The sequence below is a fragment of the Lentzea aerocolonigenes genome, assembly GCF_000974445.1.
GTDB classification, from domain to species: domain Bacteria; phylum Actinomycetota; class Actinomycetes; order Mycobacteriales; family Pseudonocardiaceae; genus Lentzea; species Lentzea aerocolonigenes.
Genome location: NZ_BBOJ01000023.1, coordinates 57,630 through 81,501, shown reverse-complemented (window position 1 = coordinate 81,501; position 23,872 = coordinate 57,630). Strand labels below are relative to the sequence as shown.

At 69.0% G+C, this 23,872-nt stretch carries 22 protein-coding genes; 11 read left to right on the top strand and 11 right to left on the bottom strand.

Annotation, left to right across the window (positions count from 1 at the left end; genetic code table 11):
• Genes AOM45_RS38345 through AOM45_RS38335 form a run of 3 tightly spaced genes read left to right on the top strand, consistent with a single transcriptional unit; the run spans position 1 to position 4,633 of the window.
• Positions 1-651 (top strand): quinone oxidoreductase family protein, encoded by a 651-nt coding sequence (locus tag AOM45_RS38345; RefSeq protein WP_162185680.1) that lies wholly within the window; start codon positions 1-3, stop codon positions 649-651.
• Positions 652-678: 27 nt separating this feature from the next.
• On the top strand, positions 679-2,817 hold the full coding sequence (locus AOM45_RS38340) for a molybdopterin oxidoreductase family protein (protein ID WP_030468917.1): 2,139 nt from the start codon (positions 679-681) through the stop codon (positions 2,815-2,817).
• A gap of 34 nt (positions 2,818-2,851) precedes the next feature.
• A complete protein-coding gene (locus AOM45_RS38335; protein WP_030468918.1) occupies positions 2,852-4,633 on the top strand; it encodes an AMP-dependent synthetase/ligase in 1,782 nt (593 codons plus the stop codon).
• Positions 4,634-4,808: 175 nt separating this feature from the next.
• Here the strand turns inward: AOM45_RS38335 and AOM45_RS38330 are convergent, their stop codons facing one another.
• From AOM45_RS38330 to AOM45_RS38310, 5 genes are read right to left on the bottom strand one after another with little or no spacing between them, the layout of a single operon-like run.
• Complete coding sequence (locus AOM45_RS38330) at positions 4,809-5,792, bottom strand: LacI family DNA-binding transcriptional regulator (RefSeq protein ID WP_030468919.1); 984 nt, start codon at positions 5,790-5,792, stop codon at positions 4,809-4,811.
• 48 nt (positions 5,793-5,840) lie between these two features.
• On the bottom strand, positions 5,841-6,659 hold the full coding sequence (locus tag AOM45_RS38325; protein ID WP_035910945.1) for an ABC transporter permease: 819 nt from the start codon (positions 6,657-6,659) through the stop codon (positions 5,841-5,843).
• Positions 6,656-7,546, bottom strand: a complete 891-nt coding sequence (locus AOM45_RS38320) for an ABC transporter permease (RefSeq protein WP_030468920.1) — start codon at positions 7,544-7,546, stop codon at positions 6,656-6,658. Before AOM45_RS38320 ends, AOM45_RS38325 begins: the two co-directional genes overlap by 4 nt.
• Positions 7,543-8,598 carry an ABC transporter ATP-binding protein gene (locus tag AOM45_RS38315; protein WP_030468921.1) on the bottom strand — a complete coding sequence of 352 codons (1,056 nt, stop codon included), beginning with the start codon at positions 8,596-8,598 and terminating at the stop codon, positions 7,543-7,545. Before AOM45_RS38315 ends, AOM45_RS38320 begins: the two co-directional genes overlap by 4 nt.
• The gene (locus AOM45_RS38310; RefSeq protein ID WP_030468922.1) at positions 8,598-9,791 is read right to left on the bottom strand and encodes an extracellular solute-binding protein; all 1,194 of its coding nucleotides are present in this window, start codon (positions 9,789-9,791) and stop codon (positions 8,598-8,600) included. Before AOM45_RS38310 ends, AOM45_RS38315 begins: the two co-directional genes overlap by 1 nt.
• A 135-nt stretch (positions 9,792-9,926) precedes the next feature.
• Between AOM45_RS38310 and AOM45_RS38305 the strand changes: the two genes are divergently transcribed.
• Positions 9,927-11,999, top strand: a complete 2,073-nt coding sequence (locus tag AOM45_RS38305) for a PQQ-dependent sugar dehydrogenase (RefSeq protein ID WP_236703981.1) — start codon at positions 9,927-9,929, stop codon at positions 11,997-11,999.
• Between the two features lie 52 nt (positions 12,000-12,051).
• Here AOM45_RS38305 and AOM45_RS38300 read toward each other — a convergent pair whose 3' ends face one another.
• Positions 12,052-12,606 carry a TetR/AcrR family transcriptional regulator gene (locus AOM45_RS38300; protein ID WP_201780154.1) on the bottom strand — a complete coding sequence of 185 codons (555 nt, stop codon included), beginning with the start codon at positions 12,604-12,606 and terminating at the stop codon, positions 12,052-12,054.
• A 106-nt stretch (positions 12,607-12,712) separates the two neighbouring features.
• On the opposite strand from AOM45_RS38300, the gene AOM45_RS38295 reads away from it, so the two are divergent.
• Entirely contained in the window at positions 12,713-13,594 is an 882-nt protein-coding gene (locus AOM45_RS38295; RefSeq protein WP_051783853.1) for an alpha/beta hydrolase family protein, read from the top strand.
• Here the strand turns inward: AOM45_RS38295 and araD are convergent.
• Genes araD through AOM45_RS38280 form a run of 3 tightly spaced genes read right to left on the bottom strand, consistent with a single transcriptional unit; the run spans position 13,556 to position 16,798 of the window.
• Entirely contained in the window at positions 13,556-15,262 is a 1,707-nt protein-coding gene (gene araD, locus AOM45_RS38290) for an L-arabinonate dehydratase (RefSeq protein WP_201780153.1), read from the bottom strand. The two genes, AOM45_RS38295 and araD, sit on opposite strands and share 39 nt — an antisense overlap.
• A complete protein-coding gene (locus AOM45_RS38285) occupies positions 15,259-16,164 on the bottom strand; it encodes a dihydrodipicolinate synthase family protein (protein ID WP_030468927.1) in 906 nt (301 codons plus the stop codon). Before AOM45_RS38285 ends, araD begins: the two co-directional genes overlap by 4 nt.
• Positions 16,151-16,798 (bottom strand): GntR family transcriptional regulator, encoded by a 648-nt coding sequence (locus AOM45_RS38280; RefSeq protein ID WP_236703980.1) that lies wholly within the window; start codon positions 16,796-16,798, stop codon positions 16,151-16,153. Before AOM45_RS38280 ends, AOM45_RS38285 begins: the two co-directional genes overlap by 14 nt.
• A gap of 200 nt (positions 16,799-16,998) precedes the next feature.
• On the opposite strand from AOM45_RS38280, the gene AOM45_RS38275 reads away from it, so the two are divergent.
• Positions 16,999-17,550 carry a hypothetical protein gene (locus tag AOM45_RS38275; RefSeq protein WP_051783855.1) on the top strand — a complete coding sequence of 184 codons (552 nt, stop codon included), beginning with the start codon at positions 16,999-17,001 and terminating at the stop codon, positions 17,548-17,550.
• Here AOM45_RS38275 and AOM45_RS38270 read toward each other — a convergent pair.
• Positions 17,547-17,972: a VOC family protein gene (locus AOM45_RS38270; protein ID WP_372497469.1), complete on the bottom strand. Its 426-nt coding sequence runs from the start codon at positions 17,970-17,972 to the stop codon at positions 17,547-17,549. The two genes, AOM45_RS38275 and AOM45_RS38270, sit on opposite strands and share 4 nt — an antisense overlap.
• Before the next feature lie 115 nt (positions 17,973-18,087).
• On the opposite strand from AOM45_RS38270, the gene AOM45_RS38265 reads away from it, so the two are divergent.
• From AOM45_RS38265 to AOM45_RS38255, 3 genes are all read left to right on the top strand, one after another.
• Positions 18,088-19,014, top strand: coding sequence for a DUF1996 domain-containing protein (locus AOM45_RS38265; protein WP_236703979.1), 927 nt, complete (start codon positions 18,088-18,090; stop codon positions 19,012-19,014).
• A gap of 130 nt (positions 19,015-19,144) precedes the next feature.
• The gene (locus AOM45_RS38260; RefSeq protein WP_030468932.1) at positions 19,145-19,696 is read left to right on the top strand and encodes a sigma-70 family RNA polymerase sigma factor; all 552 of its coding nucleotides are present in this window, start codon (positions 19,145-19,147) and stop codon (positions 19,694-19,696) included.
• On the top strand, positions 19,693-20,397 hold the full coding sequence (locus tag AOM45_RS38255; RefSeq protein ID WP_030468933.1) for an anti-sigma factor family protein: 705 nt from the start codon (positions 19,693-19,695) through the stop codon (positions 20,395-20,397). Before AOM45_RS38260 ends, AOM45_RS38255 begins: the two co-directional genes overlap by 4 nt.
• Before the next feature lie 46 nt (positions 20,398-20,443).
• Here AOM45_RS38255 and AOM45_RS38250 read toward each other — a convergent pair whose 3' ends face one another.
• A complete protein-coding gene (locus tag AOM45_RS38250) occupies positions 20,444-21,388 on the bottom strand; it encodes a zinc-binding dehydrogenase (RefSeq protein ID WP_030468934.1) in 945 nt (314 codons plus the stop codon).
• Between the two features lie 165 nt (positions 21,389-21,553).
• On the opposite strand from AOM45_RS38250, the gene AOM45_RS38245 reads away from it, so the two are divergent.
• Positions 21,554-22,810 (top strand): GAF domain-containing protein, encoded by a 1,257-nt coding sequence (locus AOM45_RS38245; protein WP_051783857.1) that lies wholly within the window; start codon positions 21,554-21,556, stop codon positions 22,808-22,810.
• Between the two features lie 32 nt (positions 22,811-22,842).
• A complete protein-coding gene (locus AOM45_RS38240) occupies positions 22,843-23,856 on the top strand; it encodes a zinc-dependent alcohol dehydrogenase (RefSeq protein ID WP_030468936.1) in 1,014 nt (337 codons plus the stop codon).
• Positions 23,857-23,872 lie beyond the last annotated feature (16 nt).

Below are 23,872 nucleotides of genomic sequence, written 5' to 3'. Positions count from 1 at the left end.
ATGCGCACAGCCGCGGTGGTGGACGAGATACGGGTGGAGGAAGGCGGACGGCGCGTAGTGGTGGTCGCCGGCCGTCTGCACCTCCCGGTCTCCGCTGGTGTCACCGACGACGAAGCGCTGACACTGGCCAGAGCGGGCACCACGGCGTGGCACCTCCTCCGCACGTGTGCGCACCTCCGGCCGGACGAGTCGATCGTCGTGCACGACGCCACGAGCGAAACGGGCGCGATCGCGGTCCAGCTCGCGCGGAGCTTCGCCGCCGGCCGGGTCATCGCGACCGGCTCCAGCCAGGCCCGCCGCCGCAGGGCGTGCCGGCTCGGCGCCGACGTCGCCGTGGACTCCGATCCGGACGGCCTCGCCGATCGCCTGATCGAGGCCAACGACGGCAAACAGGTCGACGTCGTACTCGATCCAGGAGGCACCCTGAAGGACTCCCTGGACGCGCTCGCGCCGTTCGGCCGGATCGTCTGCTACGGCGCTGACCAGGACGAATCCGTCATGCTGACCGGTCTGCTCCGCGGGTCGCGCGCGATCATCGGGTTCCGCTTCGAGCACACCCTCGAACGACCGGACATGATCGCGAGAGCGGTCAGCGAGCTGTTCGGGTTGACCTCGGCTGGGCGATTGCGCCCGATGGCAGACGACCAGTAGGCAGTAGCAAGCCGAATAAGGGGACGCATGAGGACCGTATTCACGACCTGCCCGCTCTGCGAAGCGACGTGCGGGCTCGAGCTGACGGTCGAGGGCGACCGCATCACCAAGGTGCGCGGCGACCGCGAGGACGAGTTCAGCAGGGGCTTCATCTGCCCCAAGGGCGCCTCGCTGGGCACGCTCGACGCCGATCCCGACCGGCTGAGCACTCCGCTGATCAAGCGCGACGGCGAGTTCCACGAGGCCTCCTGGGACGAGGCGTTCGCGTACATCGACGAGCGCCTGAAGGACTTCCCCGACCGGAACGCGGTCGGCATGTACCTGGGCAACCCGGTCGTCCACTCGCTCGCCGGCGGCCTCTACGCCGGCCCGCTGCGCAAGGCGCTGGGCAGCCGCAACGTCTTCACCGCGAGCACCGTCGACCAGATGCCCAAGCACGTCCAGTGCGGCTACATGTTCGGCAGCATCTTCTCGATCCCGGTGCCCGACATCGACCGCACCGACTTCATGCTGGTGCTGGGCGCCGACCCGTTCTCGTCCAACGGCAGCCTGTGGACGGTCCCGGACGCGCCGGGCCGGTTCAAGGAGCTGCGGAAGCGCGGTGGCCGGTTCGTCGTCGTCGACCCGCGCCGCAGCCGCACCGCGCAGGCGGCCGACCAGCACGTCGTGATCCGGCCGGGCACGGACGTGTTCCTGCTGCTGGCGTTGATCCACGAGCTGTTCGCGCAGGACCTGGTCGACCTCAAGGACCTCGCCGGACACGTCACCGACCACCTGGCGATCCGCGAGCACGTCGCGCCGTTCGGCCCGGACGCCGTCAGCGCCAGGACCGGTGTGGAGCCGGAGACGATCCGCGAGCTCGCCCGCACTCTCGCGGCCGCCGACCGCGCCGCCGTCTACGGCCGCATCGGCACGACGACGGTTGAGTTCGGCACGGTCGCCTCGTGGGCCGTGGACACCCTCAACGTCCTCACCGGCAACCTGGACCGCCCCGGCGGCGTGATGTGGCCGCTGCCCGCGCACAGCAGGCGCGGCTCCGGTCGCGGCAACGGGTTCGGCATCGGGCGCTGGCACAGCCGGGTCAAGGGACACCCCGAGGTGATGGGGGAGTTCCCGGCCGTCACGATGGCCGACGAGATCGAGACACCCGGCGAGGGGCAGGTCAGGGCCCTGTTCACGATCGGCGGCAACCCCGCGCTGTCGCTGCCGAACTCCGCCCGCGTGAACGACGCACTGTCCTCGTTGGACTTCATGGTCAGCGTCGACCCGTACCTCAACGAGACGACCAGGCACGCCGACGTCATCCTGCCGACACCGCCGCCGTCCCGCCGCGACCACTACGACATCGCGTTCCTCAACAACTCCGTGCGCAACGTCGTGAAGTACTCGCGCGCGGCGATCCCGTTGGAGGAAGGCAGGGTCGACGAGACCGACATCTTCTTCCGGCTCGCGACGATCTTCAGCGGGCTCGGGCCCGACGCCGACCTCGACGCCATCGCCGCGTTCCAGCTCAAGGGGCTCCAGCAGAAGCTCGGCGCCGACTTCGAACCCGAGGGCGAGACGCGCGAGGAACGCCTGCTGGACCTGAAACTCCGCACCGGCGCGTACGGGGTCTCGCTGCGGCAGCTGCTCGACCACCCGCACGGCATCGACCTCGGCCCGCTCACCTCGCGCCTGCCGGAGATCCTGCGCACGCCGTCCGGGAAGATCGAGCTCACCCCGCAGCCGATCGTGGACGACCTCCCGCGCGTGCTCAGCGCGTTGCACAGCCCCGAGACCGAGCTGGTGCTCGTCGGCCGCAGGCACCTGCGCACCAACAACTCCTGGATGCACAACGTGCCCGCGCTGGTGAAGGGCAAGCCGTTGTGCACGCTGCTCGTGAACCCCGGTGACGCCGGCCGCCTCGGCCTGCACGACGGCGGGTCCGCCCAGGTCACCTCGCGCGTCGGCAAGATCGAGGTGCTGGTCGAGGTCACCGCCGACATCGCGCCCGGCGTCGTCTCGATGCCGCACGGCTGGGGCCACGACCAACCGGGGACCCGGTTGACCGTCGCGCGCGAGCACGCCGGCGTGAACGTCAACCTCCTCACCGACGACCTCCGCATCGACCCGCTCTCGGGCACCGCCGTCCTCAACGGCACCCGCGTGCAGGTCGTGCCCGCCTGAAGGATCCCTCCGCCCCCGACGAGCAGGAGCCGCCATGACCGCAGGAGTCACCAGCCCGAACGCGGTGCAAGCCGTCCGCCGGATAGCCGACCTGCCGTTCCTCGCGGAGCAGGCGTACGGGGACGCGGTGGCGTGGCGGTTCAAGCAGGACGGGGTGTGGGCCGAGCACACCTACGCCGAGGTCTCCGAGCTGGTGCTGGACCTCGCGTCCGGGTTCGTCCACGCCGGACTGAAGGCGGGCGACCGGGTCTGCGTGCTCGCGAACACCCGTCCCGAGTGGACGGCGGTCGAGCTGGCCGTGCTCGCGGCGGGCGGCATCGTCGTGCCGATCTACCCGTCGAGCGCGCCGGAGGAGATCGCCTGGGTGGTCGGCGACTCCGGCGCGTCGATCGTGGTGGCCGAGACCGAGGCCCAGTGCGTCAAGGTCGAGTCGGTGCGCGCCGAACTCCCTGAGCTCCGAACGATTTTCACGATCGAGCCCGCCGGTGACCGCCCGACGCTGGCCGAGCTGCAGGACACCGGCCGCACCTCGCCGCTGGCCGACGAGCTCGACGTCCGCCGTGCCGCGATCAGGCCGGAGGACCCGAGCCTGATCATCTACACGTCGGGCACCACCGGCCCGCCCAAGGGCTGCGTGCTGACCAACGCGAACTGGGTCGCGTTGTGCCGGGTCGCGGAGAAAGCCCGCATCGACGCGATGACCGGCACGGTCTACCTGTTCCTGCCGCTGGCGCACGTCTTCGCGCAGATCATCATGTTCGGCACCATGTACCGCGGCGGCGCGCTGGCGTACTTCGGCGGCGACATGGCGCAGATCGTGCCGGAGCTCGCCGAGGTGAAGCCGACCTTCCTGCCTTCCGTGCCCCGGATCTTCGAGAAGATCTACACGTTCGTCACCTCCGCCGTGCCCGCCGAGCAGCTCGCGCAGGCGGTGACGCTGGGCCTGGAGGTGCGGCGCAGGCGTGCGGCCGGTGAGCCGGTGCCGCCGGAGATGGCGGCGGCGTTCGAGCAGGTCGACGCCCTGTTCGCCAAGGTGCGCGGGGTGTTCGGAGGCCGGCTCGTGCAGGCGCTGTCGGGTGCCGCGCCGATCTCCCGCGAGGTGCTGCAGTTCTTCCACGCGGCCGGTGTGCCGGTGCTGGAGGGCTACGGCATGACGGAGTCCACCGCTGTCGGCACCATCAACACGTTGGATCGTTTCAAGCTCGGCTCGGTCGGCGCGTCCGGCGTGGCGGGCCTCGAGATGAGCGTGGGGGAGGACGGCGAACTGCTGATGCGCGGCCCGCACGTCTTCGCGGGCTACTGGCGCAACGACGAGGCGACGGCTGCCACGATCCAGGACGGCTGGCTGCACACCGGCGACCTCGGCGAGATCGACGCGGACGGTTTCGTCACGATCACGGGGCGCAAGAAGGACATCATCATCACCGCGGGCGGCAAGAACATCGCGCCGGCGAACGTGGAGAACGTCCTGCGCCAGTCCCGGTGGATCTCGCACGCCGTCCTGTACGGGGACCGCAAACCCTACTGTGTGGCTCTGATCACACTCGACGCGGACGAGATCGTGCCGTGGGCGTCGGCGAAGGGCTTGCCGACCGACGTCGAATCATTGGTGGGTCACCCGGAAGTGCGAGCGCTGGTGCAGGAAGTCGTCGACGAGGCGAACTCGCACTTCGCGAGCGTGTCGCAGGTGAAGAAGTTCGTGCTGCTCACCCGCGATCTGTCCCAGGAGGAAGGTGAGCTCACCCCGACGTTGAAGGTCAAGCGCAACGTGGTGCACCGCCTTCACTCTGGGTTGTACGAAGGGCTCTACGAGTAACCCGTACGTACGAGAAATCCAAAAACAGGTACATCCACCCTGGCGGTTTCTCTCCGCTCAGGGCAGAGTGGGGCACCAGCGGCGCTTGGCCCCCTCCCCCCTCGGGCCCAGCCGCTTTCGCGGCCCCGGCTCACGGCGTACTCCCCCCAGACGCCTTGCCGGGGCCGCCTTGTATCTACCGCCGTGGTGGTGTCGTGGTTCCGCGCACGATGAGTTGCGTCTCCGCCACGATCTGCGGCACCTCCGTGTTGTCGGAGTCCAGCCAGTCGAGCAACAGGTTCACCGCCGTCCGCCCCGCCTGCGCCACCGGCATCGCCACCGTCGTCAGCGCGGGCGAGCACAGCGCCGCGTACGTGAGGTCGTCGAAACCCGTCACCGACACGTCACCGGGCACCGTGATGCCGCGGTCCCGCAGCCGCGCCAGCACGCCGAGCGCCATGATGTCGTTGTAGGCCACGATCGCCGTCGTGTCGGCCGCCACGGCGAGATCAGCCGCCTGCAGTCCGCCCTCGTAGCGCGGCGCGAACGGGCCGAGGTCCACCAGGTCCACGTCGTGCTGGGCGACGGCCGACAGGAGCCCGCGGCGACGCTCCTGGTTGGACCAGGACGTGCGAGGGCCGTTGAGATAAGCGATCCGCCGGTGTCCCAATGCGACGAGGTGGTCGATGACGGCGTGCATCCCACCCGCCGAGTCCATCAACGCGGCGGGCACGCCGGGCAGGCGCCGGTTCAGCAGCACCAGCGACGTCGCGCCCGCCACCTCGTAGATCTGCGAGTCCTCCAGACCCGGCGCGCACAGCACCACGCCGTCGACCTGTTTGGCCATCGCGTGCACGAGCTTGGCCTCGGTGACCGGGTCCTCGTCGCTGTCCGCCACGAACACCGCGTAGTCGGCCTGCATCGCCCGCGCCTGCACGGCCTTGAGCACGCCCGTGAAGAACGGGTTGTCGAGGTCGGGCACGACGATGCCGATGTTGCCGGTCTTGCCCGTGATCAGCCCCCGAGCCGCCCTGTTGGGCTGGTAGCCGAGCTCCGTCGCGGCGGCCAGCACCCGTGACCTGGTCTCCGGACGGACCAGCTCGGGGGATGTCAGCGCACGCGAAACGGTGGCGACCGATACGTGCGCCCTGCGTGCCACGTCGCGGATGGTGACTGCCACTTGTACCTCACCCTCGTGCCGGTTGAAACAATCATGACGGGTCAGGCGTCAGGAAGGATCCTTGAGTCTGGTCACGAGCTGTGTCGGGTTCACGAACCGCAGTGCGATCACGAGCAGCACGAGCATCGATCCTGTGTAGATCACCGCCATCGAGTCGACCATCTGTTGTGGCCGGATGCCCGCCGACGACATCGCCTCGTACAGCGACACGACCAGGGTCTGGCTGGTCGGGCCCGCGGTGAGGAACGTCAGCTCGAACATGCCCACCGTCCGCACGAGCACCAGGATCGACGCCGCGAGGATGCCGGGCACCAGCAAAGGGGCCAGCACACGCGTGAAGATGGCGAAGGTGTTCGCGCCGCACATGCGTGCCGCCGACTCGATCTTCGTATCGATCTGCTCGATGAACGGCGTCATCGTCAGCACGACGAACGGCACCGCGGGCACGAGGTTCGCCGCGATCACGCCCGCCATGCTGCCCGCCAGGTGGAACTTGTACAGCACCGTCGCGAGCGGGATGCCGTACGTCATCGGCGGCATCAGGATCGGCAGCAGGAACAGCACGTTGAGCAGCTTCTTGCCGGGGAACGTGCGGCGCGCCAGGGCGTAGGCCGTCGGGACTCCGATCAGGACGGAGATGACGACGACCGCGATCGCGACCTGGAACGTCACCACCAGCACGTCCAGCAGCCGGTAGTCGCGCCACGCCTCGCCGTACCACTTGCCCGTGTACCCGTTCGGCAGCCAGGTGCCGAACCACGACTCGGCGAACGAGTTCGTGACGACGGCGCCGACGATCCCGGCGAGGTTCAGCATGAAGAACGCCAGAGCGCCCCAGGTCAGCCACGTGACCGGACGTGCCTTCATCCCTTGCCTCCCGTCGCGCCGCGGTACAGGGTCGTGCGCCAGATCAGCACCACGCCGATCACGACCAGCATCACCAGTGCCATCAGCATCGCGATCGCCGAGCCCAGCGCGAAGTCGTTGTCCCGCAAAGCCGTCTCGTACGCGGCGATCGACATCACGTGCGTCTCGCCCGCCGGGTTGCCGACCATCACCGCCGACGGGAACACCGAGAACGCGAGCACGAACGAGAGGCAGAACGTGACGGCGAGACCGGGTGCCAGCAACGGCATCGTGATGGTCCGGAACCGTTGCCGTTTCGACGCTCCCAGCGTCGCGGCCGCCTGTTCCAGCGTCGGGTCGATGCCGGACAGGTACGACAGCGTCAGCAGGAACGCGAACGGGAACCCGGTGATGATCAGGCTGAACAGCACGCCCCAGTAGTTGTGCGTGAGCTTCGCCGGTTCGTCCGCGCCCAGTGCGATCCAGATGCGGTTGAACCACCCCGTGGGCCCGAAGAACGCGAGCAGCCCTTCGGCCGTCAGCACGGTGCCGAGCGTGATCGGGACGACCAGCAGGGTCGTGAGCGCCCGCTTGCCCCGGAACCGGCCGCGCATCCGGAACGCGATCGGGATGGACGCCAGCACGTTGAACAACGCGGCCGGCAACCCGAGCCGCAGCGTGATCCAGACGGTCTCGGCGAGGTAGTCGTCGGAGAAGAACGTGACGTAGTTCTGGAACGGGCTGCCGCCGCCCTTCGGCTGGAACGAGAGTTGCAGCCCGTACAGGAACGGGTAGACGAACAGCAGCACCACGAACACCGCGCCCGGCACGAGCAGCCACAGCACCCGGTCGACGCCCTTCTCGGCGAGCCGGTGCTTGAGCGACGCACGCTCCACGACCGTCGTCATGCGAACACCAGCACACGTTCGACCGGCACCCTCAACCTGATGGCGTCGCCGGGAGCCAGCCGCGAGGTGGTGCGGACGTGCAGCTGCGAGCCGTCTCCCAGCCGTGCCTCGACCGCCTGCTCGCGGCCGTGGTACTCGACGATCTCGACGACCGCTTCGAGCGTGTTGGCGCCGACCTCCGCGACAACCGTGAAGTCCTCCGGCCGCACCGCCGCCACGGCCTGCGCCCCGAGTTCTTCCCGTTTGACACCAACGAGTTCGACGCCGTCAGCCCGCACGGTCGCGTGCTCGTCGTCCTGCGCCGTCACCGTCACCGGGATCATGTTGCGGTAGCCCATGAACCCCGCCACGTACCGGTTGACGGGGTGCGCGTAGACCTCCTCCGGTGAACCGACCTGCTGCACCTCGCCCAGCCGCAGCACCACGAGCCGGTCGGCGAGTGCCAGTGCCTCCTCCTGGTCGTGCGTCACGTAGACCGTGGTGAGCCCGAGCGACTGGTGCAGTCTGCGGATCTCCGTGCGCATCTCCAGGCGCAGGGCAGCGTCCAGATTGGACAGTGGCTCGTCCATCAGCACCAGCGGTGGTTCGAGCACGATGGCGCGCGCGATCGCCACCCGTTGCTGCTGGCCGCCGGAGAGCTGGGCGGGGAACTTGTGCTGGTGCTCCTCCAGCTGGACCAGCCGGACGGCCTCGTCCACCCGCCGGGCGAGCTCCTGCTTCGGCGTCTTGCGCATGGACAGGCCGAACCCGATGTTGCGCCGCACCGACATGTGCGGGAACAACGCGTAGTTCTGGAACACCATGCCGAACCCGCGCTTCTCGGGCGGCAGGTCGTCGATGCGCTTGCCGTCCAGCGTGATCCGCCCGCCGGTCAACGGCAGCAGGCCCGCGAGGCAGTTGAGCGCGGTCGACTTCCCGCAGCCGGACGGGCCGAGCAGGGCGACGAACTCGCCGCCCTTGATCGTCAGGTCCATGCCCTTGAGGGCAACGGTGTCGCCGAACGCGCGCTGCACGCGGTCGAGGTGCAGCTCCGCGAAGCGTTGCCCCGCCACTACTTCTTCCCGATCTCTCGGTCCCACCGCTGGAACGCCTTGACCTGCTGCGCGGCTGGGAGCGAGGTCTCCTTAGGGTTGTCGGCGATCAGCTTGTCGTACTCGGCTCGCCCGAACTTCGCGATCGCGTCCTTCGACTCCTGCGGTGCCATGTCGAGCGTGACGTCCTTGACCGCCGGGCCGGGGTAGAAGTACCCCTTGTCGTACGCCTTCGCCTGCTGCTTGGGGTCCAGCATGAACTTGATCAGAGCCAGGTTCGCCGACAGCACGTCCTGCGAGACACCCTTGGGCACCACGGCGTAGTGCGCGTCGGTGACCCAGTGGAAACCCTTGAACGTCGCGATCTTCATGCCCTCCGGCACCGAGCCGAGCACGCGCGGGTTGATGTCCCAGCCGGTGGTGGAGGCGACCATCCACGACGTGCCGTTCGCGAGGTTCTTCATGACGTCGGTCGTGCCGCCGGGGTAGCTGTCCACGTACTGGCCGAGATCCTTGAGGTACGCCCAGGTCTTGTCCCAGCCCTTCTCCGGGTCCTTGGGGTCGGAGTCGCCGAGCAGGTACGGCAGTCCCATCAGGAACGTCCTGCCGGGACCGGAGTTCGCCGGCCGTGCGTACTGGAACTTGCCGGGGTGCGCCTTGGCCCACTCCAGCAGTTCGGCGGGGGACGACGGGGGCGTGGGGACCTTGGCCGGGTCGTACTCGAGCAGTGGGCCGGCGGGGTAGTAGGTGACGGCGACACCCTGGCCCTGCGCGAGTTTCTGCATCTCCCAGGCGGGCGGCAGGTAGGTCTTCTCGAGGTCGGGCAGCTTCGCCGAAAATCCGGGGAGCAGTTCGTAGACGAGCTTCTGCTCGACGACGGACGACAATCCGTCGGTACCGGTGAGCACGAGGTGGGTCTGGGAGGTGCCGGAGTTCTGCTCGGCCTTGAGCTTGCCCGGCATGTCCGGCGCGGTCGCCTTGGTGTAGTTGACCTTGCTGACGAAGTCGGGGTTCGCCTTCACGAACTCGTCGATCATGCCTTGGGTGAGCTGCAGGTTGCCGGCGACGTCGAGCACGTTGAGCTCGACCGGTTTCGCCGGCTTGTCCGGGACTGTGGCGGGTGCGTTCTGCGTCTGCGGCATCTCCGGCGCACCGCACGCGGTGACGACCAGCAGGGCGGGGACGACGAGCCGTAACTTCCTTGTCCAGCGCATCTCGGGCTCCCTAACTGACTCTGGACCTGGCGCTCGAAAACGTTTACGGTTTTTCTGTAACACTCGTACACCCGCCGCCGTGCCGAACGCAATGCCGCCGCCCGACCCGTTCCCTTACGAAAGTGGGAGGCTCCTGTGGCACCCCGTTCACGGCGGTTGCCGGGCAAGACCGGCATCCTGGCCACTGCGCTCGCAGTGGCGGTGACCTCGCTCGTTTCCGCTGCGCCTCAGGCAGCCGCCGCGGATGTCCTGCTGTCCCAAGGCAAACCCGCGACCGAGTCGGCGTCCGGCGGCGCGAACTACGCCCCGGCCAACGCCTTCGACGGCAACGCGGGCACCCGCTGGGCCAGCAAGTCGAACACCGACCCGGCCTGGGTCCGCGTCGACCTCGGCGCGTCCGCGAACATCAGCCGCGTCCGGTTGCAGTGGGATCTCTCCTGCGCCAAGGCCTACCGCGTCGAGACCTCGGAGAACGACTCGACGTGGACGTCGATCCACAGCACCGCCGACGGCAAGGGCGGCGTGGAGGACCTCACGGTCACCGGCCGCGGGCGGTACGTCCGGATGTACGGCACGACCCGTTGCCGCACCGGCACGTCGTACGGCTATTCGTTGCAGGAGTTCCAGGTCTTCGGCAACTCCGGCCCCGCCGACGTGGAGCCGCCGTCACCGCCGTCCGACCTCGTGGCGTCGGAGATCAAGTCCGACTCGGCGAAGCTGACGTGGAAGGCCGCGGCCGACAACGTCGCGGTCACCTCGTACGACATCTACAACCTCGGCCAGTTCCAGAAAACGGTGCCGGCCAACACTTTGACGACGGTCATGACCGGCCTCAAGCCGAACGTGAGCTACGGCTTCTACGTCAACGCGCGGGACGCGGCGGGCAACGTGTCGCAGGCGTCCAACACCGCGGAGTTCAAGACACCACCCGCGCAGGACGACCCGATCCCGCCGACCGCGCCGAAGAACCTGCGTTCGACGGGCGCCACGGCGAACTCGGTCTCGCTGGCCTGGGACCCGGCCACCGACAACGTGGGCGTGACGCGCTACGAGATCTACACCGGCGCCACCAAGGTCGGTGACGCGACCGGCACGTCCGCGACGATCGGCGGCCGCACCGCGAACACCGAGTACACCTTCACGGTCAAGGCCTTCGACGCCGTCGGCAACGTCTCGCCCGCCTCCAACGCGGTGACCGTCAAGACCCGCTCCGGCGGCGACCAGGTCGGCGCCGTCACGCAGATCGCGGCCGACAACGACGTCCCGTGGGGCCTCGCGTTCCTGCCGAACGGCGACGGCCTCTACTCGCGCCGCGACGCGCAGGACATCGTGCGGATCACGCCGTCGGGCACCAAAACGACGCTGGGCAAGGTTCCGGGTGTGTCCGGCACCAACGGCGAGGGTGGCCTGCTCGGCATCGAACTGTCGCCGACGTTCTCCGCGGACGGCCTGATCTACGTCTACCACACGTCCTCTTCGGACAACCGGATCGTGCGCGCCAAGATCGAGGGCAACACCCTCACCGGCTGGCAGACGCTGCTGACCGGCATCCCCCGCAACAAGTTCCACAACGGCGGCCGCCTGCGCTTCGGCGCCGACGGCAAGCTCTACGCGGGCACCGGCGACGGCCAGAACGGCAACAACGCCCAGAACAAGCAGAACCTGGGCGGCAAGGTGCTGCGCCTCAACCCGGACGGCTCAGCGCCTTCGGACAACCCGTTCGTCAGCGAGGGCGGCAACGCGCGCTACGTCTGGACCTACGGCCACCGCAACGTCCAGGGCCTCGCCGTGGACTCGCAGGGCCGCATGTGGCAGGCAGAGCTCGGCAACTCGAACATGGACGAGGTCAACCTGCTGCAGAAGGGCGGCAACTACGGCTGGCCGGCCTGTGAGGGCACCAGCGGCTCGTGCGGCGGCTACGTGGCGCCGAAGAAGACCTTCTCGGTCGGCTCCGCGTCCCCGTCGGGCCTGGCGATCGTGAACGACGTGCTGTTCCTCGCCGCGCTGCGCGGCGAACGCCTGTACCGCATGCAGATCAACGGCTCGTCGGTCGGCGCCACGACGTCGCACTTCCAGGGGACGTACGGGCGGCTCCGCACCCCGGAACCGGCGCCGGACGGGTCGTTGTGGGTGACGACGTCCAATGGTGACAAGGACTCCACGGCCGGCAACAGCAACACGAAGATTCTCAAGGTGGCGCTGAACTAGCTGCACCACTACCGGTTGCCCTCGGACATCTCGTCCGGGGGCAATCCCTTGTTCAGAGCCGGAGTCCGTCCAGCAGCAAAGAGATCAGCCGCCGCGGGTCGTAACGCTCGTCGTCGTCGCGCCCGATGCACAGGTTCCCGATCCCGCGCATCAGCTCGTACGGCCGCACATCTCCACGGATCTCCCCGGCTTCGGCCGCGGCCCGCAGCAGCGACTCGCACACCGGCCCGAGCCGGTCGAGGAAGTACCCGTGCAGCGCCTCGAACCCGCTGCTGTCCGACTGCATCGCCCCGGCCAGCCCGTGCTTGGTCACCAGGAAGTCCACGAACAGGTCGATCCACGCCCGCAAAGCCGAAAACGGTGAGTCCGAAGTGGACAACAGCGAGGGTCCGGCGGAAGCGCACGCCTCGACCTGGTGCCGGTAGACCGCCACGACGAGGTCCGCGCGGGTGGGGAAGTGGCGGTAGATCGTGCCCATGCCGACGCCCGCCTCCGCCGCGATCTCGCGGATCGGGGCGTCTACGCCGGACCTGACGAACACCTCGGCCGCGGCCGCGAGCAGCGTCTGCTCGTTGCGCACGGCGTCTGCCCGCTTGCGTGGTGGCACGCGCACTCCCCTCGAATCCCGACGCGGTTGACAAAGCGGAACAGCGCTCCGTATCGTTCCGGAACATCGCTCCACTTAAGGCGACAGACTACTCGAAGGGGAACCAATGACCGTCTTCACGGTGAGCCCTGTCGTGCTCGAAATCCCCGGCAGGCCCGTTGACCTGCAGTTGAAGGTCTCCGCGCCGACCGAGGGAAGCGGGCTGCCGATCATCCTGCTGTCCCACGGGCAGGGCTACTCGAACCACCTGTCCTCGCTCAACGGCTACGCGCCGCTCGCGAACCACTGGGCCGAGCAGGGCTTCGTCGTCCTCCAGCCCACGCACCTGAGCAGCAGGACCCTGAACCTGCCCGTGGACACCCCCGGCGCGCCGATGTTCTGGAAGGAACGCGCCGAGGACATGTCGCACGTCATCGACCGCCTCGACGAGATCGAGAAGGCCGTGCCGCAGCTGCAGGGCCGGCTCGACCGCACGAAGATCGCGGTCGCCGGCCACTCGATGGGCGGGCACACCGCGAGCCTGCTGCTGGGCATGACGACCGACAAGACCAGCCTGAAGGACGAACGCATCAGGACGGGCGTGCTGCTCGGCTCCACCGGCGGCGGCGAAGGGTTGACCGACGTCGTCAAGGAGAACTACTCGTTCATGCTGACCTCGGACTTCAGTGCCATGACGACCCCGGCCCTCGTCGTGGCGGGCGACAAGGACGGCTCCGAGCACCTCACGACCAACGGCCCGGAGTGGCACACCGACCCGTTCCACCTGTCGCCCGGCCCGAAGGAGCTGCTGATCCTCGAAGGCGGCGAGCACGGGCTCGGCGGCGTCTCCGGGTACGACGTCGCCGAGACCACGGACGAGAGCCCCGAGCGGGTCGCGACCGTGCAGCGGCTCACCACGGCGTATCTGCGCAGTCAGCTGAACGGGACGGACGACTGGCAGCGGGAGGCGCTAGTGGGCGTTGGGTTCGGGGTTCACTCCCGGGCGTGACAGGAACTCGAAGTCGCAGCCCTCGTTGGCCTGCGTGATGTGCTCGTAGTACAAGGCACCGTAGCCGCGTTCGAACTTCGGCGGCGGTGCGGTCCACACGGCACGACGCCGTTCCATCTCCTCGTCGGAGATCTCCACGCGCAACACGCGCGCCTCGACGTCCAACGTCACCAGGTCGCCGTCACGCACGAGCGCCAACGGCCCACCGACGTGCGCCTCCGGTGCCACGTGCAGAACGCAAGCGCCGTAAGAAGTTCCGCTCATCCGCGCGTCTGACACGCGCACCATGTCCCGGACTCCCTCTCGAAGCAGCTTGTCCGGGATCGGCAGCATCCCGTACTCCGGCATGCCGGGCCCGCCCTTGGGGCCGCCCCCGGCCAGCACGATCACCGAGTCACGAGTCACCTCCAGCAGAGGTGAGTTGATCCGTGCCTGCAAGTCCTTGTAGCCGTGGAAGACCACGGCGGGCCCGGTGTGCCGCCACAACGACGGATCTGCCGCCACGTACTTGATCACCGCACCGTCAGGAGCCAGGTTGCCGCGCAGCACAGCCAGTCCGCCCTCGGCCGAGATCGGGTCGTCCAGAGTCCGGATCACCGCCGAGTCGTACACCTCGGCGCCGTCGAGGTCCTCGCCGAACGTCCGCCCGGTCACCGTGATCCGCTTGAGGTGCAACGAGTCCCGCAACCTCGACAGCAATCCGCGCAGCCCGCCGGCGTAGTAGAAGTCCTCCATCAGGAACGATCCGGCGGGCTGAACCGAGGCCAGCACGGGGACTTCGCGGGACAACCGGTCGAAGTCGTCCAGCGACAACGGGATCTGCGACCGCCCGGCCATCGCGATCAGGTGGATGTACGAGTTCGTCGAGCCGCCCAGCGCCAGCACGGTCCGGATCGCGTCCTCGTACGCCTCGGCGGACAGCACGTCGCCGATCGTCAGACCTTCGCGCACCATCTCGACGATCCGCAGGCCGGACGCCGCCGCCATCCGGTGGTGGGCCGAGTCGACCGCCGGAATCGACGACGCACCGGGCAAAGTGAGTCCCAGCGCCTCGGCGGCGGCGGTCATCGTCGACGCCGTGCCCATCGTCATGCACGTGCCGGGGGAGCGGGCCAGCCCGGACTGGATCTCTGCCCAGTCCGAAGAAGAGATCGTCCCCGCGCGCTTCTCGTCCCAGTACCGCCACATGTCCGTGCCCGACGCGAGCTTCTCGCCACGCCAGTTGCCCCGCAGCATCGGTCCCGCGGGAACGAAAACCGTGGGCAGACCGGCGGAAGCGGCACCCATCAGCAACGCGGGCGTGGTCTTGTCGCAGCCGCCCATCAGAACGCAGCCGTCGACGGGGTACGACCGCAGGATCTCCTCGGTCTCCATCGACAGCATGTTCCGGTACAGCATGGGAGTCGGCTTCTGGTACGTCTCCGACAACGTGGAAACCGGGAACTCCAACGGATAACCGCCGGCCTCCCACACACCGCGCTCGACCTGCTTGGCCCGCTCCCGCAGGTGCATGTGGCACGGGTTGATGCCGCTCCACGTGTTGAGGATCGCGATGACCGGCTTGCCGAGGTGCTCGGACGGGTTCATGCCCAGCTGGCGCATCCGGGCGTTGTGCGAGAACGCCCGCAACCCCTCGCCGTCGAACCACTCGCTGCTGCGCAACGTCACAGCAGGCTCCACGAGTTCAGCAACACACCAACGGCAGAACGGTCGGCCTCCGACAGAACCGAAGCGGGCGGACGCACGTCCCGCCGGCACAACCCGAGCTGTGCCAACGCTTCCTTCACCACCGACACGTTGTTCGCCGACTCGTTCAACGCCCGCAGCTCCTCGAACCCGCGGATGAACTCCCAGATCTCCATCGCCGCACCGAACTCGCCGGCCTGAAGACAGCGGAAGAACTGCACCGACAGTTGCGGCGCCACGTTCGCCAGCCCGGACGTGAACCCCGTCGCCCCGACCGCGAAGTACCCCGGCGCCGACAGCTCGGCCAGCCCCGCGACCCACGTCAGCCGGTCCAGCCCGGCATCGCGCGCGACGGACGCGAACCGCACCGGGTCCGGCACCGCGTACTTCACGCCCACCACGTTCGGGCACGCGTCCGCCAGCGCGGCGATCTGCGCGCCGCCGATCCGCGGGTTCCGCACGTACAGGATCACGCTCAGCTCGGGCACGGAGGACGCGATCGCCCGGTGGTAGTCGACCCACCCGTCCAGCGACACGTACGGGTGCACGGGCTGGTGGATCATGACGCCCTGAGCACCGGCGCGATCGGCGAACTTCGCGGCGGTCACCGCACTCGCGAGATCGTGCCCGACCCCGGCGATGATCGCGGCACGATCGCCGACGGTGTCCACGGTGATGGAAAGCGCGCGCTCGGTCTCAAGAGCGGACAACGTGTAGAACTCGCTCGTGTTGCCGTTCGGCGTCACGACCGAAACGCCACCCTCGACCATCCGGTCCACGACCGCGGCGTAGTTCTTCTCGTCGATCGCGCCGTCGGCGTCGAACGGTGTGACGGTGATCGCCACGACGGACGCGAGCTGTTCGGAGAGGTCATCGAACGCCATCGGGAAGCTCCTCAACTACTCGGTCGGCGAAGGTCTGGATGTGGCGGCGGAGTAGTTCGCTGGCGTGGCCGGCCTCGCCCCGCACGGCGGCGGCGAGGATCGCGCGGTGCTCGGCGGCCTCGTCGTCCCAGGTCGGGCAGATGCCCCACCCGGCGACGGTGATCAGCGCGGCCTGGTCGCGCAGACCGTCCAGGATCTCGATCATCAACGGGTTGCCGCACCCGGCGTACAGCGCGCGGTGGAAGCGGCGGTTGGCCAGGGACCGCCGCGCCAGGTCGGAGACGTCCTCCAGCGCCAGCGCGGCGTCGTCGAAGGAGGCGCCCAGCCCGATCGCGCGGCGCAACGCCTCCGGCTCCATCAGCATGCGCACGTCGTAGACGGAGGCGGCCATGGCGGCGTCGACCGTGCGGACCGCGGCGCCCTTGTACGGGCTCATCACGACGAGCCCCGATCCGGCGAGCGTCTTGAGCGCCTCGCGCACCGGAGTCTTCGAGACCTTCAACGCGGCCGCGAGATCTGTTTCCACGAGCGCCTGACCGGGCTTCAGCTTTCCGTTGAGAATCGCTTCTTTGATCGATTCCAGAACGAAGTCCGTGCGAGAGGCGGGAGGCGCTTCCGCCCGGTCATACATCATATACGAGACCCTAGAAGCTGTCGGAGGCCCAGGTCAACCGTCTCCTGTGGGTTGAGCAACGTCGTTGTATCTGCGTTGAACCAACTTCCTCGCAGGCTCGTTTTGAGGGTGTCGGTCACCGCAACTGGCGCGGGACTGAAGAAGGGGAAAATGAGTGCATCGTTCCGCGTGACCGTGTCCATTGCCGCGTCCGCCAGCGCATGGCACCGAACGTCCTGGACACCAACGAGTTGAACGAGATCGACACCATGCTGATGGAAGAACTGCCACCGGAGGCCGCGCTGAACGGCCCTCCGCAGAACGCGGACCACCTGCTCCTGCGCACGCTGGGCACGGTTCGCGAGGAAAGACATCAGGCCGTGCGACGCCGAGGGCGCATCACGGCCGTGACGTCGACCTTCGTGGTCGCCGGCGTGCTCGCCGGGGGCGTCTGGCTGGGACAGGGCCTGGGCGTCGGCGAGACCGCCGACGCGCTGCTGCAGGGGACCTCGTCGGCCGGCGCCCACCTGGCCGTGCAGGTCACCGACACCGAGAGCGGCCTGAGACTCGTGGCCACCGTCGACGGCATGCAGGACGGGGAAGCCTGCTGGCTCGTCGTGCACACGAAGGACGGGAGGAACTTCACCGCCGGCTCGTGGAGGGCGCACGACGGTGAGGTGACGCTGGCCGGGTCCGCGATGGTGCGGGCGGGGGACGTGGCCCGGGTCAGCGTGGTCGACCACGACCGCCGGCCGCTGGTGACGGCCAGCTAGGTGGCGAAGACCTGTGAGTCGTCGGCGAACGCCTTCACCTCGATGGCGTTCCCCGACGGGTCGCGGAAGAACATCGTCCACTGCTCGCCGGGCTGCCCGGCGAACCGCCGGTACGGCGCGATCACGAACTCCGTGCCCGCCGCCTGCAGCTTGTCCGCGAGCAGCAGGAACGCCTCCTCGGTGAGCAGCACGCCGAAGTGCGGCACCGGCACGTCGTGACCGTCGACCGGGTTGTGCGCCACCTCGGGGCCGGGCCCGTCGACCAGGTGCGTGACGAACTGGTGGCCGTAGAGGTTCCAGTCGATCCAGCGGTCGCTCGACCGGCCTTCCGGGCAGCCGAGCACACCTCCGTAGAACGCGCGGGCCTTCCCCAGGTCGGTGACCGGCACCGCCAGGTGGAAGCGGGGAATGGTGTTGGTCATTGACGACATCCTTCCACTCGACGGTGGAATTCTGACCCTCCGATCAGCAACCTCGAACGCTCGAACTGAGACGTGCCACCTGTTGCCCGCCTGGCCCGCTTGGCAAGCTGTAGCCGTGGCCAAGACCAAACCGCTGACGCTCGCAGTCGCGGCGGTCGCGGTTCTCGTGCTCGTGGCCTCGGTAGTCGTGCTCTGCGGCAGCACGTCCAGCGCCGACCAGTACGTCAGCGAGCTCGATCAGGTGCGAACCGATCCGGTGACGCCGAGCTTCGTCATCCGCTGCGGCACGAACGAGGAACGGCACCTCAACGCGGACAACCCGGTCGTCTCACCGGGCCTCCCGTTCGGCGCGCACCACACACACGAGTACGTGGGCAACAAGTCGGCAGACGCGAACTCGACGAACGACTCTCTCGCGGCCGCGCCCACGACGTGCGAGAAAAACGACCGCTCCACCTACTACTGGCCGGTGCTGCGCCTGACCGACGGCACGGGCCACGACGCGCACGCCCCAGGCGGCGGCGTCCACGGCAACACGGGCGTGGTGCTGCAACCGAAGAGCGTCGAGATCCGGTACGAGGGCAGCCCGGTGAGCGCAGTGCTGCCGATGCCGCGGTTCCTGCGCATGATCACCGGCGATCCGGCGGCGTTCACGAACGACTACGGCCCGAACGTTCGCGCGCGGTGGGGCTGCACGGACAAACCGGGTCGCTACACGACGAAATATCCGTTGTGCGGGCGCGCCACCACGTTGCGCAGCTTCGAGTTCGGCAGCTGCTGGGACGGCAACAACACGGACAGCGCGTCCCACCGCACGCACGTGGTTTTTCCGTCGGCCGATGGCATCTGCCCGCCGAAGACGTTCCCGATCCCGCGCCTGCACGTCATCGTCGGCTACGACGTTCCCGCAGGCCGGCCGTTCGCGATCGACAGCTTCCCCGAGGAGATGCGCGACCCGGCGACCGACCACGCGATGTTCATCAACGTGATGCCGGAGACGTTGATGGCCGAACTGGTCGGGCAGCTCAACCGGTCCCGCTGACGGCAGTAACATCCTCCAATCTTTTTTCGTCGAAACCTCGTTGAACCGAAGCCCGCTTTTGCTCGTGTGTCGGCTGAGGTCTTGAACAGGACGCTCGCAGGTGGTTTCGCGGGCGGGGAGGAGTGGGTGGATGGCGGCTTTGTTCTCCCGCAAACGGGAGACCGCGGCCGACGAGGCGCTGATCCGATCGCTCTACGAGGAGCACGGTCGGGCTCTGCTGGCGTACGCGACGCGGTTGACCGGCGATCGGGCGGCTGCCGAGGACGTGGTCCAGGAGACCCTCGTCCGAGCGTGGCGCCATCCCGACGCCCTCGTGAACGGCAAGGGATCGGTGCGCGGCTGGTTGCTCACGGTGGCGCGCAACATCGTCACGGACCGGGTGCGTGCGAAGGCCGCGCGTCCTCAGGAGGTGGCCGAGTCACCGGCGACGCCACCGATCGAGCGCGACCACGCCGACCAGGTCGTCGACTCGGTGGTGGTGCTGGAGGCGCTGGACCGGTTGTCGAGCGACCACCGGGACGTGCTCATGGAGATCTACTTCCGCGGCCGCAGCGTGACGGAGGCGGCGGAAGCGCTCGGGGTACCACCGGGCACGGTGAAATCAAGATCGTATTACGCGTTGCGAGCCCTGAGGGAGACGTTCGTCGGTCAACAGGTCGCACTGAAGGGGGTGACCGGATGACCACGCAGCACGACCCGCAGCTGCTCGGTGCCTACGTTCTCGGAGCGATGGACGAGCAGGAGGTGCGCGAGATGGACCAGCACCTGGCGTCCTGCCCCGACTGCACGCGTGAGCTCGAGGAACTCCGCGCGATGGAGGCCTACCTCGGCGAGGTGCCGCCGGAGGCGATGCTGGACGGGCCGCCCGAGGGCGGCGATCTGTTGTTGCAGCGCACCTTGCGCCAGGTGCGTGCCGAACGAGGCGGCGTCGCACGGCGTCGTCAGTTCGCTCTCGGTGCCGCGGCGGCCGTGGTGGCCGCTCTGGTGCTCGGCGCCGGTGTCTTCGTCGGCAAGGCCACGTCACCCGATGTGACGGCCCTTCCCACACCGACGGTGGCGCCGGATCCGGCCGGGACCAAGCTCGCCACGTTCACCGACCCGGTGACCAAGGCGTCGATGACCGTGAAGGTCATCCCCGCGGCGGGCTGGGTGCGGACGAACATCGCGGTCAACGGCATTCCCGAAGGCGAGAAGTGCCGGATCTTCGTCGTGGCGAAGGACGGCAGCCGTCAGGAGGCCGGTTCCTGGGTGGTGTCCAAGAAGGGCGCCGCCGAGGGTGCGAACCTGGACGGAGCCGCGCTGGTGGCGCCGGACGACGTCAAGTCGGTGCTGGTCGAGAACTTCGCGGGCAAGAAGTTCGTCGAGGTGCCGGTTCAGGCGTGACCGAGGGGTGAAGGGGCCGCTTCCGTGCGCGGAAGCGGCCCTTTCTTCACGGCTTGAGCACCACTTTTCCCGCGGTGGCACGGGATTCGAGCGCCTCGTGGGCCTTCGCTGCGTCGCTGAGCGCGAACGGCGGGTTGATCGACGGCACGAACCGCCCGCTCGCGAGGCCCGCCATCGACTCCTCTTCCAGGACCCGCAGCCCGCGTCGCAGCAGGCCGGGCCCGAGCGCGACGGTCGCGGTGAGGCTGTTGGCGAACAACGCCTCCGTGCTGATCTTCGTCATCTCCCCGGACGCCCAGCCGTAGATGATCTGCCGCCCACCGGGCCCGAGCGTCCGCAACGCTGTTTCGCCGACCTCACCGCCGACGGCGTCGAGCACGACGGTCATGTCCTTGAGGCCGGACGCCCAGCCCGGCCGGGTGTAGTCGATGGCGGCGTCCGCGCCGTTGTCCACGACGTGGTCGAGCTTCTCGCCGCTCGCGAGACCGATCACCCGCGCACCGACGTTGCGCGCCTCCTGCACGAACAGCGCCCCCATGCCACCCGCCGCCGACGTCACGAGCACGACGTCGTCCGCGGTGAGCTTCGCGGTGTCCAGGACCGCCACGACGGTCCGCCCGGTGCCGATCATCGCGACCGCGGCCTCGAACGACACGTCGTCCGGCAGCGCGTGCAACGCCTCCACGTTCGCGACGGCGAGCTCGGCGTAACCGCCGTTGGCCTGGCCGAGGTGCGCGACGACCCGGCGGCCCAGCCACTCGGCCTCGACGCCGCCGCCGAGTGCCGTGACGACGCCGGCGACCTCACGTCCGGGCGTCATCGGGAAGTTGACGGGCCCGAACCCGCCCTTGCGGATCGTGGTGTCGACGAGGTGGACGCCGGCGGCCGCCACGGTGATGCGGACCTGCCCGGCGGCGGGTTCCGGGTCGGGAACCTCCTCGAAGCGCAGGTTCTCCGCCGGACCGAACTCGTACTGCCGAATCGCGAACATGCGATCGACGCTAGGAGCTCAACCTGAGTTGAGGTCAAGAGCGCGTCACGGTTCGGCTGACCGTCACTTCCCGGCCTTCCACCGTGGCCGAGAGGGTCTTCCGGTCATCCAGCGAGCGACGTTCGACCCTGAGCGCACGGGCCCCGCCAGGAGTCGGATGTAGGGGTGGACACGACGTCGGCGCTGCGGAAGGCACACGAGCTGTTCGTGTGCACGAAGACCGTTCTCCCGTTCGTCCGCCCGATGATCGCCGGCTCGTGGCGGCGGTGCGCCACGGCGCGCGTGAGTTGTGACGACCGACGGCTGCCTCCGGCGCGGATGGGTGCCGACGAGGTGGCGGACTACCGCGCGCGGCATCCGCTGGCGCCGGTGCTGCCGGTGTTCGACGCGTTGCTCCGTGATCCGGCCGACGACTGCGGGCACGTCTTCGCGATCAGCGACGCCGGCGGGACGCTGCTGTGGGTCCGCGGGCGCACCGGTGCCCTCGACCGGGCGGAGCGGATGAACTTCGCCGAGGGAGTGGGCTGGTCGGAGTCCTCGGCGGGCACCAACGCACCGGGCACCGCCCTCGTCCTGCGGCAGCCGGTGCAGGTCTTCTCCGCCGAGCACTACAACGAGGTGGCGCACCCGTGGTCGTGTTCCGCCGCACCGATTCGTGATCCCGGCAGCGGCCGGATCGTCGGTGTCGTGGACATCACCGGTGACGAGAGCGCCGCGAGCCCCTACGCCCTGGCCCTGGTGCGGGCGGCGGCCAGGGCCGCGGAGACCGAGCTGATCGGCCGCGGGAGGAAGGCCCGGCCCGGTGTGCGGATCCGGGCACTCGGCAGGGACGAGGCCGTGCTGGAGGTCGACGGACACGTCCGGACGCTCAGCCCGCGGCACAGCGAGATCCTGGTGGTCCTCGCGCTGGCGCAGGGCGGCCGGTCCGCGGGCCGCCTCGCCGTCGATCTGTCCGAAGTGGACCTCGGCATGTCGACCGTGCGGGCCGAGATGTCGCGACTGCGGGCGGTCCTCGGTGACGAGCTGCTCGACTCACGTCCTTACGCGCTGCGCCGTCCGGTGAGCGCGGACTTCACCGTCATGAGCACGTTGCTGGCCGAGGGAAGCGTGCACGACGCGATGGCGATCTACGACGGACCTCTGCTGCCCTCGTCGGAGGCTCCGTTCGTCCGGGACCATCGCACGGCGCTCGAGCAGCAGCTGCGCGGTGCCGTGCTGGCCAGTGGCGACGCGGGGCTGTTGCGCCGTTGGGTGAGCGCCGGCTGGGGCGCCGCCGACGTCACCGCGTGGCAGGCCCTCGCCACGCAGCTGCCGCGAGGCTCCGCCGCGCACGGGGCCGCGGCGGCGCGTGCCCGCGGCCTGGTGGACGAACCCGCTCGACCGCGGCCGGTTGCAGCGTCTTCGCAGCCTCCGCGTGCCTAACGTGAACTTCCCTTCGAGGAAAGGAAACCGCGGTGAAAGCAGCGGTCGTCACCACCTTCGGCAAGCCGTTGGAGATCCAGGAGTTGCCGATTCCCCAGCCCGGTCCCGGCCAGCTGCTGGTGCGGATCGAGACGTCAGGGCTCTGCCACACCGACATCCACGCGGCGCACGGGGACTGGCCGGTCAAGCCGCAGCCCCCGTTCATCCCCGGTCACGAGGGAATCGGTCGCGTCGAGAGCGTCGGCGCCGGTGTCGGGGACGACTGGGTGGGCAAGAGGGTCGCCATTCCGTGGCTCGGTTCGGCCTGCGGGGACTGCCGGTACTGCGTGTCCGGCTGGGAGACGCTGTGCGAGAGCCAGATCAACAGCGGGTACTCCGTCGACGGTGCCTACGCCGAATACGCCCTCGCGCACGCCCGCGGCGTCGTGGAGGTCCCGGACGCGGTGTCCTCGGTGGACGCGGCGCCGCTGACGTGCGCGGGGGTGACCACCTACAAGGCCATCAAGGTGGCGAGGGTGGTGCCCGCGGAGCGCGTCGCGGTGTTCGGCATCGGTGGCCTCGGGCACATGGCGGTGCAGTACGCGAGACTCGTCGGAGGCCTCGTGACCGCCGTCGACGTCGAACAGAGCAAGCTCGACCTCGCCGCGGAACTCGGCGCGGACCACCTGGTGAACGCGGCGGAGACCGACCCGGTCGAGGCGATCCGCGAGGTCGGCGGCGCCGACGTGGCCGTGGTGCTGGCGGCGTCGCCGAAGCCGTTCGCCCAGGCGTTCCAGTCACTTCGCCGCGGCGGCCGGCTGGTGATGGTGGCGCTGCCCGCGGACGACGCCGCGATCACGGTCCCGATCTTCGAGACCGTGCTCGGCGGCATCTCGGTCATCGGCTCGATCGTGGGTACCCGCGCGGATCTCGCCGAGGTGTTCGCCCTGCACGCGGCCGGTCGCACCAGGGTGATCACGCAGACACGCGCACTGGACGAGGTCAACGAGTCCTTCGACGACGTGCTCAACGGTCGAGTGCCCGCACGGCTGGTGTTCGAGCTCTGACGGTCCACCGCGCACA

What these genes read in the sequence shown, in the direction of transcription:
- AOM45_RS38320 (WP_030468920.1), bottom strand. Translation starts at nt 7,546, where the DNA reads ATGACGACGGTCGTGGAGCGTGCGTCGCTCAAGCACCGGCTCGCCGAG.
- AOM45_RS38310 (WP_030468922.1), bottom strand. Translation starts at nt 9,791, where the DNA reads ATGCGCTGGACAAGGAAGTTACGGCTCGTCGTCCCCGCCCTGCTGGTC.
- AOM45_RS38285 (WP_030468927.1), bottom strand. Translation starts at nt 16,164, where the DNA reads ATGGCGTTCGATGACCTCTCCGAACAGCTCGCGTCCGTCGTGGCGATC.
- AOM45_RS38345 (WP_162185680.1), top strand. Translation starts at nt 1, where the DNA reads ATGCGCACAGCCGCGGTGGTGGACGAGATACGGGTGGAGGAAGGCGGA.
- AOM45_RS38255 (WP_030468933.1), top strand. Translation starts at nt 19,693, where the DNA reads ATGACCACGCAGCACGACCCGCAGCTGCTCGGTGCCTACGTTCTCGGA.
- AOM45_RS38260 (WP_030468932.1), top strand. Translation starts at nt 19,145, where the DNA reads ATGGCGGCTTTGTTCTCCCGCAAACGGGAGACCGCGGCCGACGAGGCG.
- AOM45_RS38335 (WP_030468918.1), top strand. Translation starts at nt 2,852, where the DNA reads ATGACCGCAGGAGTCACCAGCCCGAACGCGGTGCAAGCCGTCCGCCGG.
- AOM45_RS38340 (WP_030468917.1), top strand. Translation starts at nt 679, where the DNA reads ATGAGGACCGTATTCACGACCTGCCCGCTCTGCGAAGCGACGTGCGGG.
- AOM45_RS38275 (WP_051783855.1), top strand. Translation starts at nt 16,999, where the DNA reads ATGGCACCGAACGTCCTGGACACCAACGAGTTGAACGAGATCGACACC.
- AOM45_RS38280 (WP_236703980.1), bottom strand. Translation starts at nt 16,798, where the DNA reads ATGATGTATGACCGGGCGGAAGCGCCTCCCGCCTCTCGCACGGACTTC.
- AOM45_RS38250 (WP_030468934.1), bottom strand. Translation starts at nt 21,388, where the DNA reads ATGTTCGCGATTCGGCAGTACGAGTTCGGTCCGGCGGAGAACCTGCGC.
- AOM45_RS38325 (WP_035910945.1), bottom strand. Translation starts at nt 6,659, where the DNA reads ATGAAGGCACGTCCGGTCACGTGGCTGACCTGGGGCGCTCTGGCGTTC.
- AOM45_RS38270 (WP_372497469.1), bottom strand. Translation starts at nt 17,972, where the DNA reads ATGACCAACACCATTCCCCGCTTCCACCTGGCGGTGCCGGTCACCGAC.
- AOM45_RS38295 (WP_051783853.1), top strand. Translation starts at nt 12,713, where the DNA reads ATGACCGTCTTCACGGTGAGCCCTGTCGTGCTCGAAATCCCCGGCAGG.